11 protein-coding genes are annotated in these 14,028 nt (G+C 57.4%); 8 read left to right on the forward strand and 3 right to left on the reverse strand.

Annotated features, from left to right (window positions below; genetic code table 11):
• Positions 1 to 25 precede the first annotated feature (25 nt).
• The 5 genes from KFE13_RS16730 to KFE13_RS16750 all read left to right on the forward strand — a co-directional run bounded on the left by KFE13_RS16730 (position 26) and on the right by KFE13_RS16750 (position 5,801).
• The gene (locus tag KFE13_RS16730; RefSeq protein WP_260704717.1) at positions 26 to 817 is read left to right on the forward strand and encodes an RraA family protein; all 792 of its coding nucleotides are present in this window, start codon (positions 26 to 28) and stop codon (positions 815 to 817) included.
• 82 nt (positions 818 to 899) lie between these two features.
• Positions 900 to 2,180 carry a selenocysteine synthase gene (locus KFE13_RS16735; RefSeq protein WP_260704719.1) on the forward strand — a complete coding sequence of 427 codons (1,281 nt, stop codon included), beginning with the start codon at positions 900 to 902 and terminating at the stop codon, positions 2,178 to 2,180.
• A 31-nt stretch (positions 2,181 to 2,211) separates the two neighbouring features.
• Entirely contained in the window at positions 2,212 to 2,709 is a 498-nt protein-coding gene (locus KFE13_RS16740) for a RidA family protein (RefSeq protein WP_260704720.1), read from the forward strand.
• Positions 2,710 to 2,737: 28 nt separating this feature from the next.
• Positions 2,738 to 4,348 carry a PLP-dependent transferase gene (locus KFE13_RS16745; RefSeq protein WP_260704723.1) on the forward strand — a complete coding sequence of 537 codons (1,611 nt, stop codon included), beginning with the start codon at positions 2,738 to 2,740 and terminating at the stop codon, positions 4,346 to 4,348.
• A gap of 70 nt (positions 4,349 to 4,418) precedes the next feature.
• A complete protein-coding gene (locus KFE13_RS16750) occupies positions 4,419 to 5,801 on the forward strand; it encodes an amidohydrolase/deacetylase family metallohydrolase (protein ID WP_260704725.1) in 1,383 nt (460 codons plus the stop codon).
• Positions 5,802 to 5,867: 66 nt separating this feature from the next.
• Here KFE13_RS16750 and KFE13_RS16755 read toward each other — a convergent pair whose 3' ends face one another.
• From KFE13_RS16755 to KFE13_RS16765, 3 genes are all read right to left on the reverse strand, one after another.
• On the reverse strand, positions 5,868 to 7,022 hold the full coding sequence (locus KFE13_RS16755; protein ID WP_260704727.1) for a lactonase family protein: 1,155 nt from the start codon (positions 7,020 to 7,022) through the stop codon (positions 5,868 to 5,870).
• 42 nt (positions 7,023 to 7,064) lie between these two features.
• Positions 7,065 to 8,186: a lactonase family protein gene (locus tag KFE13_RS16760; protein ID WP_260704735.1), complete on the reverse strand. Its 1,122-nt coding sequence runs from the start codon at positions 8,184 to 8,186 to the stop codon at positions 7,065 to 7,067.
• Between the two features lie 209 nt (positions 8,187 to 8,395).
• A complete protein-coding gene (locus KFE13_RS16765; RefSeq protein WP_260704737.1) occupies positions 8,396 to 9,217 on the reverse strand; it encodes a protein-L-isoaspartate O-methyltransferase family protein in 822 nt (273 codons plus the stop codon).
• Between the two features lie 251 nt (positions 9,218 to 9,468).
• On the opposite strand from KFE13_RS16765, the gene KFE13_RS16770 reads away from it, so the two are divergent.
• The 3 genes from KFE13_RS16770 to KFE13_RS16780 all read left to right on the forward strand — a co-directional run bounded on the left by KFE13_RS16770 (position 9,469) and on the right by KFE13_RS16780 (position 13,982).
• Complete coding sequence (locus KFE13_RS16770; protein WP_260704739.1) at positions 9,469 to 11,664, forward strand: DUF1800 domain-containing protein; 2,196 nt, start codon at positions 9,469 to 9,471, stop codon at positions 11,662 to 11,664.
• A gap of 16 nt (positions 11,665 to 11,680) precedes the next feature.
• Positions 11,681 to 13,021: a DUF1501 domain-containing protein gene (locus KFE13_RS16775; protein ID WP_260704740.1), complete on the forward strand. Its 1,341-nt coding sequence runs from the start codon at positions 11,681 to 11,683 to the stop codon at positions 13,019 to 13,021.
• Positions 13,022 to 13,226: 205 nt separating this feature from the next.
• Positions 13,227 to 13,982: a TIGR00266 family protein gene (locus KFE13_RS16780; RefSeq protein ID WP_260704741.1), complete on the forward strand. Its 756-nt coding sequence runs from the start codon at positions 13,227 to 13,229 to the stop codon at positions 13,980 to 13,982.
• The last annotated feature ends 46 nt before the right edge of the window (positions 13,983 to 14,028 follow it).

Genomic DNA, 14,028 nt, shown 5'->3' on the forward strand with positions numbered 1-14,028 from the left:
TGTCTATACAAGGAGTCGTAAAGTCTTGAAGTATTCTTCTCTGGTTTCAGTTTTTCAGTCCCGCCTTCTTCGCATTTCAGCAGCAGCAGCCATCGTTTGCGGATCGCTCTTTACCGCAAATCTCATTGTTCATGCCGATGCGCCGAAGACGGCAGCTGATTATCAGGCTGATCCAGCTTCCATGATCGATGCATATCGTCGTGTCGAGGCCGCATCCGTCTCCGACGCCATGGAGCAGCTGCTGCATCAGAAGCGCTACATGTCGCATCGCATGCAGTCCATTTTTCCAACCAAGTTTGCGGGAACGGCGCTTACGGTCAAGCTGGTTAAGCAGGAAAACCATGACCCCGACGCATTGAGCGGCATGCTGAAAGCGATCGACTCAGGCGGTGCTGGCTCTGTCTATGTCATGCAGGTTGAGGATGGAGCAGACATCGCCGGCATGGGTGGGCTGATGGGCACGGCGATGTTCAATCGAGGATTCGCCGGAGCGGTTGTCGATGGCGGTGTCCGTGATCTTCCCCAGTTGAAAAAGATTGGTTTCCCGGTGTACTCGACGGGACCCGTGCCTTCGACCTCGGTCAGCCACTACAAGTTTGGCGGCATGAATATTCCGGTCGACTGCGATGGGGTTCGCGTCAATCCGAATGACATTATTGTCGCGGATCAGGACGGTGTAGTGGTTGTGCCGCGTGATCGTGCGGCTGAGATTCTGGTGCTTGCGCAGAAGCTCGATAACAGCGAGCACTCGATGTACCCATTCATTGAAAAGTTCCACTCCATTGAAGAAGCTGTAAAGCAGTTCGGCAGAATCTAGCGGCTCGCTACGTCATTTGACCCATGACAATGCGATCACATTTAATTTCCCATCGAATCAACAAAATACAGGGGTAAACAGGATGTCCAGCGAGAATCGCGCTCTCTTTAGCCGCCGCAGCTTCCTGCGGTGGTCGCAGTCGGCCATGGCCATGTTTGGCGCCGCGCCGTTCCTTAGTAAGACAGCGGAAGCAGCCGCGCCAGCATCTTCGGTTACGGACTATTACGACAAGCTCGGTGTTGCGAAAATCATCAACGCTGCTGGAACCTACACGACACTGACGGCGGCGTGCATGCCTCCGCAGGTGCGTCGCGCAGTCGAACTTGCCGCGCAGCATCCAGTGCAGCTTCACGATCTGCAGGTTAAGTCCGGCGAGTATCTGGCCAAGAAGCTTCGTTGCGAGGGGGCGCTTGTTACCTCGGGCGCTTCGGGAGCCATTACGCTTGCCACGGCTGCCTGCATTACCTACGCGAATAACAGCAAGCCAGGCGCTCTGCCGCAGGATGCCGGCAACCTGAAGAACGAGGTCATCGTCCAGAAGTCGCATCGTTACAGCTATGACCACGCGATGATGCTGAGCGGAGCCGTAATTCGCGAGGTAGTGACACTCGACGATTACAAGCGTGCTTTTAATGAGAAGACGGTGATGACCAACTTCTTCAATGCGGCAGAGGAAGAGGATGGTCCAGTTGCGCAGATTGGCCGTGAGCAGTGGCTCGAGATTGCGCATCAGCATAATGTTCCATGCCACATGGACGCTGCTGCAGACATGCCGCCGATTGAAAATCTGTGGAAGTACACGGGGATGGGATTCGACCTAGTCTGTTTCTCGGGCGGCAAGGGAATTCGCGGTCCGCAGAACGCAGGTCTGCTGCTGGGTAAGAAGCATCTCACGGACCTCGCACTGCGTAATACCAATCCGAATGGCGATGCGGTTGGCCGTGGTATGAAAGTAGCGAAAGAGCAGATCGTCGGCATGGTCGCCGCGGTTGACTGGCTTCTGGAGCAGTCGGATGAGTCAAACGAGCGCGAGTACAACAGGCGCTGTAAGGTGATCTCGGATGCAGTCAAAAACATACCGACGATGCAATCCAGCGTTGTTATTCCGAAGATTGCCAATCATGTTCCACATCTTCTGTTGAAGTTTGATCCTGCTAAGGTTGGCGTTACTGTTGCTCAGGTGCAGGAGCGGCTGCGCGCACAGAACCCACCCATTGAACTCAATCCCAACACGGGCCATAAGCCGAATCAGGGCATTCCATCGGATGCTAATACGCTGGTCATCGGCGTGTGGATGTTGCAGCCGGGCGAAGACGAGATCGTTGGTCGTCGTCTACGTGCGGCCCTCACCCAAAAGGCATAATTCACGTTCAACACAATAAGGAGCGAATCAAATGGAAAAGCAGTCGAGAAGAGGTCTTCTCAAGAGTGCCGCAAAGGCGGCTGTAGCTGTTACCGGCGGCGCAGCGCTGGCCCAGACCGCGAACGCACAGGTGTCCGGCAAGCTTGAAAAGAAGTCGATTCCGCCGAAGACCCAGGCGGATAAGGTCCCCACAACTCCTGGAAAGAAGCCGCTGTTTTCGAGCATCGTGACCTATGGCAACATGGTATTTCTTGCCGGCATTGGAGCACACTTCAAGGGAACAGTCGAAGAGCACACCAAGCACGTGCTCGAGGAGTTGGAGAAGAACCTTATCAAGGCCGGCTCTTCGCTGGAAAAGGTTCTTAAGGTCAACGTTTATCTCAACGACCTCAAGGACTATCAGGCCATGAACTCGGTTTACGCGCAGGCCAACTGGGGCGATACTCCGCCTGTCCGTACGACCATTGCTGCCGCAGGCGGAATCCCTGGCGACTCGCTGGTTGAGATTGACTGCATCGCTTACATGTAAATTTCTCTCGTAATAAGGAAAGGTATCCATGTCACTCTTTCGCAAGACCCGCTGGTCCCGTCGCGATGTGCTCAAGCAAACTGGAATGCTCTCTGCGCTTGGAGCAGCGAATGCTGTTGCTCCGATAGCAGGAGTTGCTGAGGCGGCGAAGCCAGGTGAGCACAAGCTTCCTGCGCGGAGTGGCACGGATACCGATAACCTCTTTACCCGTATCGGTGTCCGCCCAATCATCAATGGGCGCGGCACCTTTACGATCATCAGCGGTTCGCGTTCTCTGCCTGAAGTGAAGCAGGCCATGTACGATGCCTCGTTCTACTACGTGCAGCTTGACGAGATGATGAACGGCATCGGCGCGCGGCTCGGCCAGTTGATGGGAGCAGAGTGGGGAATTACCACGACAGGCTGCGAGGCGGCAATCTGCCTCGCAACGGTCGCCTGTATGGTTGGCACAAACGTCGAACAGAGCCAGGCTCTTCCTTATATCAAGAAGAAGGATCAAGTCATTATTCCCAAGCACTCCCGCAACCAATATGACTTTGGTGTGCGCATGGTGGGAGCAGAGATCATCGAGGTGGATTCGCCGGAAGAGCTGACGGCGAAGCTCAACGACCGTGTTGCGATGATCTATATCATGTCCAATCCGGGCAATGCCACCGGCCCGATGAGCATTAAGAACATCTGCACTATCGCAAAGACGAAGAATGTCCCTGTCTTTGTCGATGCCGCTGCAGAAGAGCCATTGAGGCCCAATATCCATATTCAGGCGGGAGCTACGCTGGTTGGATATTCCGGCGGCAAGTGCCTGCGCGGGCCGCAGTCCTCGGGCATCCTGCTCGGACAGAAGGACCTCTGCAAGGCGGCATATTTTCAGGCGGCTCCGCACCACAACTATGGGCGTGCTTTGAAGTGCAGCAAAGAAGAGGCGATGGGCATCCTCGCTGCTGTTGAGACGTGGTACAAGCGCGATCATGCGGCGGAGCAGAAGATGTGGCGCTCGTGGCTGAACACGATTGAAAACCGGCTCAAAGGTCTTCCATCCACCAGCTTCACCTATATCGAACCAGAGGATCTCTCCAATCGCGCTCCGACACTTCAGATCAAGTGGGATGCCAATGTGTTGAAGATTACCGGGACCGAACTTACGGCACGCCTCGATGCCGGAACGCCGCGCATCGTTATCGGTGGCGCGCGCGGCAGGCGTCCCGACATGATGGAAAGCGCCGTCTCCGTAATGCCGTACATGATGGATCCAGGCGAAGACAAGATCATCGCCGATGCCATCTACGAAGCGCTTACGAAACCCGGCCACTATGAGAATCCCGTTATTCCTGCGGGTGAACCTGCCAAGGTTGCCGGGGATTGGGCCGTCACGATCCACTATCCGCGAGGGACAGGCGAACAGAAGTTCTCGTTGCAGCAAAACGGCAACGACGTGAGTGGAAACCACATCGGCGAAATCTACAAAGCGACCTTTAAGGGAAGCATTCACGCAGACCAGCTTGAGCTGCACAGCGGGATGGCCGTTGGTGGCAATACAATTATGTGGACTTTCAAGGGCAAGGTCGAAGGTAACGAGATCTCTGGCACCGTTAATATGGGCGAGTACGGCAATGCAACATGGACAGCCGTTCGCGCCTGAACAATTTCAAGAAACAAGGCTCGGAGAGAGTGCCTTGTCAAAGCATCGTGGTTCTAACTTGAGGAGCACAATGATTCATTCACTGCGTAAACGATCCATCACCTGTTGTGCGGTTCTTTCGCTGGCCGCCTCATCTGTTTATTCCTTCGCTCAGGAGAGGATGCCGCCGCTTCCGCCGCCTCCAGCAAATATCGCCTACGATCTCATCCTGCAGAGCGGTCATGTCATCGACGATAAGAATCACATCGATTCGGTGATGGACGTCGCCATCAAGAATGGCAAGATCGCTAAGGTCGCTCCGCACATTGCCTCTTCAGAAGCACTCAAGACCATCGATGTCAAAGGCCTTTACGTCACGCCGGGTCTCATCGATCTTCACGTGCACGTCTACAGCGGTACAGGCGAAAAGAATTCCTACGCTGGCGACAATAGCGTTCCTCCCGACGGTTTTACCTTCCGCGTCGGAGTCACCACGGTTGTTGATGCGGGCTGCGCCGGCTGGCGTAACTTCGAGGACTTCAAGGATCGCATCATTGATCGCTCTAAGACCCGCGTCCTCGCCATGCTGAACATCGTGGGTTCCGGGATGCGTGGCGATAAGTACGAGAACAATCAGGCCGACATGGACGGGGAAGCCACCGCAAAGATGGCGCTCAAGTACCCGAATGTTGTTGTGGGCATCAAGACCGCCCATTACGCCGGGCCAGAGTGGACGCCGGTCGAGCAGGCCGTCATCGCCGGCACGAAAGCCAATATTCCTGTCATGGTCGACTTCGGCAACAATCATCCCGAGAGCCGCCCTCTCTATGACCTGCTGACGAAGAAGTTGCGTCCTGGCGACATCTACACACACATGTACTCCGGCCTGCGCAATGAGCAGGACCCTGTCACGATGGGGCCCAGCAAGGCCTTCATCGAAGGCCGCAAGCGTGGCATCTTCTTCGACACAGGCACAGGCGGTGGCAGCTTCAAGTTCTCGCTCGCAGTACCCATGGTCAAAGATGGTTTTATTCCGGACTCCATTTCGACGGATCTTCATATCGGCAGCATGAACGGTGCAACCAAGGACGAGCTCAATGTCGCCAGCAAGATGATGGCGATTGGCATCTCCTTGCAGGAGGCGGTGGCCGAAATGACCTCGCATCCGGCGCGCGAGATCAAGCATGAAGAACTAGGCAATCTCTCCGTCGGTTCCGTTGCCGACGTCGCGGTGCTTCGCCTGGAAGAAGGCCACTACGGTTTCACCGATATGGTCAATGGCCGCCTCGACGGAACGAAGAAGCTGACTGCCGAGATCACCATCAAGGACGGCAGGATCGTCTATGATCTCAATGGCATGGAAGCAGACAAGTGGGATGCTCCGGCCGATCCCAACGCAGCCTACGCCTATCGCTGGACGACCTTCGCGCCCCGTGTGCGTCAAGTACGTCCGAGCGACAACAATCGTCACTAAACTTCCTGGTCGCAGCAAAATGGCTCAGCATATGCTGAGCCATTTTTGTTTGTCATACGATTGCGTCTAGACGAAGACAATACACTGCGGCCGCGACAACGGGAAGCTCTTGCCGTCGTTCGCCAGTTTGCCGGTCTTAGGGTCGCGTGCAAATACAGAAAGATTGTCGGTTGCCTGATTTGCGACCAGCAGCCATTTACCGCTTGGAGACAATGCAATATGCCGCGGGGTCTTGCCTCCGCACGAGGTTCTCTCCATGAGCGTCAGCTTCCCATCCGCTGGCGATATCGAGAACGACACCATAAAGTCATCCAGGCGGTTTGCGACGTACACAAAGCGGCCCTTCTTATCCATCACAATGTCCGACGGAGCAGACGGTCCCTGATGTCCCTCCGGTACCGTCGAGATCAATTGCACGGTTGTGAAGACACCCTTCTTTTTGTCCCACTGCAGCACGTTGACCGACGAGCCCACTTCATTTACGCAGTAGGCCCACTTATGGTTCGGATGGAAGAGCAGGGAACGCGGCCCTGAACCAGGCTCGGCCTTCCACGCAGGAGGATCTTGCGCCGTCAACTTCGCTGTCGATGCGTCCAGGTGATAGACGTGAATTTCGTCCAGTCCCAGATCGTTCACAAAGAAATATTTGTTGTCCGGAGAAACCGTCGCGCGATGGCCCCGCGGCCCCTTCTGCTGCGGCATCGGACCATGGCCCTCGTATTGAAAGAACGAGACCGCCTCGCTCAACTTGCCGCTCGGGTCCACGGCAAACGATGCAGCGCTGCCTCCGCCATAGTTCGCGGCAAAGACGCAACGGCCCGTATGATCGACGCTGACATGGCACGTCCCCGAGCCTTTGGCGGACACTTCATTGATCTTCGTCAGCTTCATCGTGCTGCGATCGACAACATAGCTTGAGACAGCACCGCTTCGCTTGCCTTCGTACTGATTCAGCTCATTGGCTGTAAACAGAAACTTGTGGTTTGGCGACAAGGCGAGAAATGTTGGGCTATCGGCCTCTGCTGCCAGCGCAGTCTGTTTCAGCTCGCCGGTCGCCTCATCGAAACTGTACGCATAAATACCTTTGCTCGTCTGTCCTGTCTGCGTTCCTACAAACAACATGCGCTCACCGGAATGCTTTGCCCAGGCTGGAGAAGCTCCAAGCACCGCAGCTGCCGAGGCTCCGTGAAGAAATCCACGCCTCGATATCTTCGTTGACATCGTCTCTATAGCTCCTTGTTGAGTTCGTTTGCGGCAGAGGCACTAACTATAAATGACCTGAAGGCAGATCGGTGCTTCGACGCGCGCCAGCAAGCGCGCATTGCTCACCGCACCGGTTGCGTCCAGCGAAGCTCCCCAGATCGCTCCACGCTCTTTATTGATGGTGGTGATGTACCTTCCGTCATCCGACAATGCAAGTGCCTGTAGCACTCCCATCTCTTCTGCCTGACGGCCTGCCATCTTCAGTTCGCCGGTCGATGGATTGACCTTCCATGCTGCAACACCGCCGCCTGCATCGCATGCGAAAAGAGATCTTCCCGATGGATGCACCGCGAGTACCTCCGCACCATCCGTCACCCCGGAGAATGCAAGATGTTGCCGCATCGTTGCTACATGTCCGGCTTCGTAGTTGTACTCGTAGCTCTGCAACGAATCTCCATGCGCCACGAAGAGCAGCTTCCCTTCAGGAGCAAAGGCAAGATGCCGCGGTCCATCCCCTTGTTGCGTGGCGCTCAGCGTGTGCGGAATCAGTCCATCGCCATGCGCAAGAGTGCGCAGTCGCGAGGTCCCCTGATCGGCACTCACAATGCGGCCGACACGATCAAAGGCCGTAGCGCGAGGCTGCGTCGTGCGGCCATCGCTATCCCCCGTCTCCTTCAGAATTCCTGTAACGCGACCTACAGATCCGTCGTCCTCGATCGCCAGCGTGTTGTATACGCCGCCACCGTGTGCTGCGACTACAAGCTTTTTGCCATCGTGCGACACTGCCATATGCCGCGGCATCGTCGCCGACAGCGAAAGCTCCTGCCTATTGAGCTTCGTCAACGTTCCATCAGGGTTGATGGCGAATGCCTCCACGGTGCCTCTGGGCAGCCCGCGATACTCCGCTATTTCATTGGCCGCGTACAGTACACGTCCGTTCGGTGCCAGCGCCAGTGCAGCAGGACGTGCGCTGGCTATGCTTTGAATCTTCTCGGCACGACCTCCGCGAATGGCGAAGACCTCAATCGTGCCTGCCCCGCTGCCTGCATAGGCGACAGCATGCTTCGGCGAGCCGATACCTTGGGCGAAGGCCATCGACGAAGCTAACCCACGTGCAGAAAGCGCTGTCGCACCCATCACCTGAACGAAGTTTCTCCTGCTCCAGTTCCTCTGTTCACTCATAGCTTTGATCGAGCGCTCCAGCGCATACTCCTTACATAAAGTCGCCGTTCCTTATATAGCTGCGCGGCTTTTCCAAAGATCATCGCACAACCAGGCAACGCTTGGCTCTCCGGATTTTCGCTTATGTCAAATGGCCTAATATTGGGTCAAGCATTGGTCCTATCCATATTAAAGGCATAAAGGATCAGTGACTTCCTGCAAATAGAGGGTCAACGAGTCGACAGCCACCATCCATCTCCTGCGCACCATGCTGTTTTGTCAGGATTGTTATTGCGCCGTAGTGATCGAACCCTTTCCGCATGCCCTCGTCGAAAACACTCAACCAGCTGTTGTTCCATGGCCGCATCGCGAGCTCCAATGCATCCCACAAACTGCGCTCCGCAGATGAATTGTGCGGAGTAGTTTTCCTCATGTCGTGTGACCAGCAGCATCGCTCCTCCACCATGGTCAGAAGTCAACGGGAAGAGCAGTCTTCCTCTATCACGTAGTGCATCCAGCCATGTGCTCAGCGGCGAAGTGGCCCCCGCATTGACATACAGCACATCGCACATCGGCAGGTTCGCCGTGCCGGAGCGCGCATGAACGTGCACCCAGGGCAGCGAGCGCAGATTCTCTGCGGCCTTCTGGGCCAGGGATGGCTCAATCTCATAACCTTCCACAAATCCGTCGCTGCCTATCAGCCTCGCCAATATGGCGGTGTAATAACCGAGGCCCACGCCGACATGAACTGCCGTCTCTCCTGGCGTGATCGTGAGCGCAGCGAAGCATCGTGCATGAAGGCTCGGCTGTCCATTGTTAATCGCTGCTTCGCTCTTTAGCTGCACCAGTACATCCTGATACAGCATAGTCGGATCATCCGTCAGCAAGCCCGCATCTCCCCGCGCTCCAAATATCCGCCATGGAGGCGGCCCAAGAAACTCTTCCCGTGGTGTTGCGGCAAAGGCTTGTGCAATGGCACTGTCTTCGGCAACGCCAGCACTCGCGGCCATCTGTCTGGCGAACTGCGCCCGTTGCTCCGTTCGTTCCATCATGCTCCCGCCGCTTCTCGCCAGCAGAGCTGCCGCAAACCCCGCTGTGCGCAGAGATAGCTTATTGGATGAGCAAAACCGTGACGACGCCTGTCCCCAAAAGTTTCACTGAATACAGAAAAATTTAAAAAATACCGCGACTTGTCTCTCCGCGCGATGTTATACAAGGTGCCTGCAGAGTTTCGCTAGGGCAGCCAGAAGCCGCTCCGCTGCCAGGTAGCAAGACCGAATCACAGCCTGGAGGCTGAGTGAACATGGATGCTCGCGCGCTGCTGCGACATAGAACCCGTCGTGTGTTTTTGCCCCTTGGCTGCGCAACTCTTGCGCTGGCAGTACTTGCAGGTTGCAGTGGAGGCGGCGGCACGAGTTCGACCCCCACGCCCCCGGCAGTCACCGTAACCGTTTCCGGCAACAGCCAGGCGCGTATCGGAACCACCGTTCAATACACCGCCACCGTCGCCAACAACCCCAACACAACCGTCACCTGGCAAGTCAACGGAGTCGCAGGCGGAGCCACTGCTACAGGAACCATTTCCGCCTCCGGCCTCTACACGCCTCCCACAGCTCTTCCCAATCCAAACACCGTCACCATTACCGCTATTAGCCAGGCCGTATCCACCGCTTCCGGATCGCTCACCGCAACCTTGCTCAATCCGCAGCCCACCGTCACGAATGCAACCGTAGCAGTCTCCGGCTCTACCGACACCATCACCGTCAACGGCACAAACTTCGTCAGTGGAGCCCAGGTTCAGTTGCAAGGCCAGACCTTCAACGCAACAATTAACTCCTCGACACAGCTCACCGCAACGGCCTCGCTCTCTCTGCCCGCAGGAACGACGACGATTCCCATCACCGTCATCAACCCCAATCCGGGAAGCATCGCCTCGTCGTCTTTCAACGCGCTCGTCACCACCCCGGCCAGTATCACGGCTGCGGCACGCCTGCTGGATCAGGCTACGTTCGGGCCGACGCTCACCGACATCCAGCACGTCGAATCCGTCGGCATTGCCGGATACCTCAACGAGCAGTTCAACACCGCGCCGACGACGCTCCCGCTCATCGCAGCCACGCCACCCACACCCTGCGCAACCAATCTCGTCCCCTGTCTTCAGTCCGAGTGGTGGCAAGCGACGCTCACGGCGCCCGACCAGCTTCGTCAGCGCGTTGCCTTCGCACTCGCCGAAATGTTTGTCGTCTCCACCAACTCCGTCAACTCGCGCGCCGTCGTCGCCTTCCAGAACACGCTCGTCAATGATGCCTTCGGCAACTTCTCCACCATCATGAAGGACGTCACCCTTTCGCCCGCCATGGGTGCCTACCTCAACATGCTCAACAGCAACAAGCCCGGCACCGTGAACGGCGTCCCGCAGATCGCCAATGAGAACTACGCACGCGAACTCATGCAGCTGTTCACCATGGGGCTCGTGCTTCTCAACCCCGACGGCACGGCGCAGCTCGATTCTTCTGGCAACACGATCCCGACCTACACGCAGGCGCAGGTCCAGGCCTTCGCCCGCGCCTACACCGGATGGACCTATGCCAACGCCGACGGAAGCGCGCCATCCAAATTCCCTAACGGCACAGCGAACTACACCATGCCGATGGCTGCCGTCGACGCCAATCACGACACCACCGCAAAAATTCTCCTCAACGGAACTACGCTCCCCGCGGGCCAAACTTCCGCACAGGATCTCGATGGCGCACTCGCCAACATCTTCGCGCATCCCAATGTCGGCCCCTTCGTCTGTAAGCAACTCATCCAGCACCTCGTCGCCAGTAATCCAAGCCCGGCATATGTCCAGCGCGTCGCCGCTGTCTTTGCCAACAACGGCAATAACGTTCGTGGAGATATGAAAGCCGTCATCACCGCCATCCTGACGGATACTGAGGCCCGCGCCGGTGACACGAATGCTACAGCCGAAGGCGGACATCTTCGCGAACCCATGCTCTGGCTCACCAATATGGTTCGCGGCCTGGGCTTCGTCAACAATGACGCCAAGGCAGGCAACGACGTCATCGCCAACGCCTCTTACAACACGCTCGGCAACTACACATCTTCGCTCAGCGAGCGGCCCTACGCCTCACCCTCTGTCTTCAACTTCTTCCCGCCCGACTACGTCATTCCGAGCACAACCACCAATGCCCCCGAGTTTTCGCTGGAGAACACTGCCAGCGCCGTCCTTCGGCTCTCTTTGGCTAATACCGTCGTCTTCAATAAAATCAGCGGATTCACCGTCGACCTTTCCGCCACCAGCCCGCTCGGGGCCATGGCGTCGAACCCCGGCAATCTCGTCGACGCCCTCGGCATGCTCTTCATGCACAGCCAGATGTCCACGCAGATGCGTACCGCCATCGTCAATCACATCTCTACCTTCACCGATCCGGCACAACGTGTTCGCGTAGCCACTTATCTCGTCATCACGTCATCGCAGTACAAGATTCTGCACTAAAGAGGAGACTCGAAGAATGCGCCCCAATCGTCGTAGCTTTATCCGGTGTGCCTCACTGGCCGCGGCAGGCAATGTCCTCGGCCTGCGTCCCTTCGGAGCCCTCAATGCCCTCGCGCAGTCCGCGACCGATTACAAGGCGCTCGTCTGCGTCTTCCTTTACGGCGGCAACGATGCCAACAACACTTTCATCCCTTACGACACGGCTGGATACAACAGCTACGCCAACATACGTGGCCCTCTGGCCATCGCGCAGAACCAGCTTCTTCCTCTCACGCCGCTTCCCAACTTCGCCCTCAATCCCAACCTTCCCGACCTCCAGACGCTGTTCAACAACAAGAACGCCGCCATCGTCGCGAACGTCGGCACACTCGTCGCTCCAACGACGAAGGCGCAGTATCAGGCGAACCAGTCTCTCCCCAGCAATCTCTTTTCGCATCCCGACCAGCAGCTCGAATGGCAAAACGCATCGCAGTCTGCTGCTGCGCCTACCGGCTGGGCCGGACGCATCGCCGACACGCTCAACACCTCCTACAACCCCAACGGCCAGGTTCCGATGATCACCTCCGTTGCAGGAGACACCCTCTTCTGCAATGGCAGCGCAAGCACGCCCGTATCCGTCAGCCCCGGCAATCTCGGCGCCGCCGCATGTTCAGAGAGCACCACCGAGTGCGGCGCCCGTCTCGCCACTGCGCAGGCGCTACTTTCCTTCGACACCGGCCTTACCCTGGTTCAAGCCGATGACACCATCACCTCGAACGCTTACAACTACTCCAAGATCCTCACTGCAGCCACGTCATCCGTTCCCAAATTGCAGACAGTTTTTCCGGCAAATAACGGATTGGCCGCCCAGCTCGCACAGATCGCGCAGATCATCCAGGTGCGTGCGGCCCTCGGAGTCAGCCGGCAGATCTTTTTCGCGGGTATAGGCAACTTCGACACGCACTCCGACCAGATCGCGCAACAGAGCGCCCTGCTTGCTCAAATCAGCCCGGCCCTGGCCGCCTTCTATCAGGCCACACAGGAGCTCGGCGTCGCCAGCAACGTCACCACCTTCACCATGTCCGACTTCAGCCGTACCTACCAGCCGAACTCCAACACTGGTTCCGACCACGCCTGGGGCTCGCATCATTTCGTCATCGGCGGTGCCGTCAAGGGAGGCCAGATGTACGGAACCTTCCCCACGCTCGCCCTCGGCGGCCCCGACGACTCCGGCTCCAACGGACGCTGGGTGCCCACTACCGGTTCCATGCAATACGCCGCCACGCTGGCCCAGTGGTTCGGCGTCAGCGCCGCTCAACTGCCGGCCATCTTCCCCAACATCGGCAGCTTCGCCACCAACAATCTGGGTTTCGTATAGTCGATTTCCACAGCAGTTTTCTTGACATGCCTGATACCCTTAATAAAGAGAGAAATGCAGTAAGCCCGGCTTCGCTTAGCCGGGCTTTGCTATTGCCGCCAAAACAGGTAACCAGGGTAACCGTCGCTGTAAGCCTTGCTTTTCGAATACTTTGCACAAAAACAATACCGGGGGCGACCGGTTCTGACAGGGTGAGGTAGAGATCATGCAACACCGCATTATCGGCACCACGATGCCCGTTCTTGAGTTCGCGCTCGACCACAACGATGCCATCATCTCCGAAGCTGGAGAGCTCTCCTGGATGAGCCAGTCCATTCAGATGACCACGCACACGCAGCACGCTGGCGGTGGCGGTTTGCTCGGCGCACTCAAGCGTGTCGCTGGCGGCGGCTCCCTCTTTATGACCGAGTACCGCGCCTACGGCGCACCCGGCACTGTCGCCTTCGCAACGCGCGTCCCCGGCCACATCGTCCCCGTCGAGGTCGGGCAGGGACACGAATACATGATTCACCGCCACGGCTTCCTTTGCGCGACAGAAGGCATCGCGCTCGGCGTCGGCTTCCAGCAGTCGCTTGGCGCAGGTATCTTCGGTGGCGATGGCTTCCTCCTGCAGAAGGTCTATGGGCAGGGAATAGCCTGGCTGGAGCTCTCCGGCGAGGTCATCGTTAAAGACCTTGCCCCAGGTGAGACCCTTCGCGTCCACCCCGGCCACGTCGGAGCCTTCCATGCGAACGTCGCCTTCCAGATTCAGCGTGTTCCCGGTATCCGTAACATGATCTTTGGTGGCGACGGCGTGTTCCTCGCCGCACTCACAGGCCCAGGGCGTGTCTGGCTGCAGACACTTCCCATTCAGCGCCTTGCCCATCAGCTTCAGGAATACATGAAGGTCGAACGCGTCGAGCAGCAAACGGGAGCAGGTGTCGTCGGCGGTGTCATCGGCTCTGTTCTCAAGGGTTTATAGCGAAGAATAGTTGGCAAGGTTCAGTGGAGATTAAGCCCAACCTGAG

The sequence above is a fragment of the Edaphobacter flagellatus genome (genome assembly GCF_025264665.1).
In the GTDB taxonomy this organism is placed as follows: Bacteria; Acidobacteriota; Terriglobia; order Terriglobales; family Acidobacteriaceae; genus Edaphobacter; species Edaphobacter flagellatus.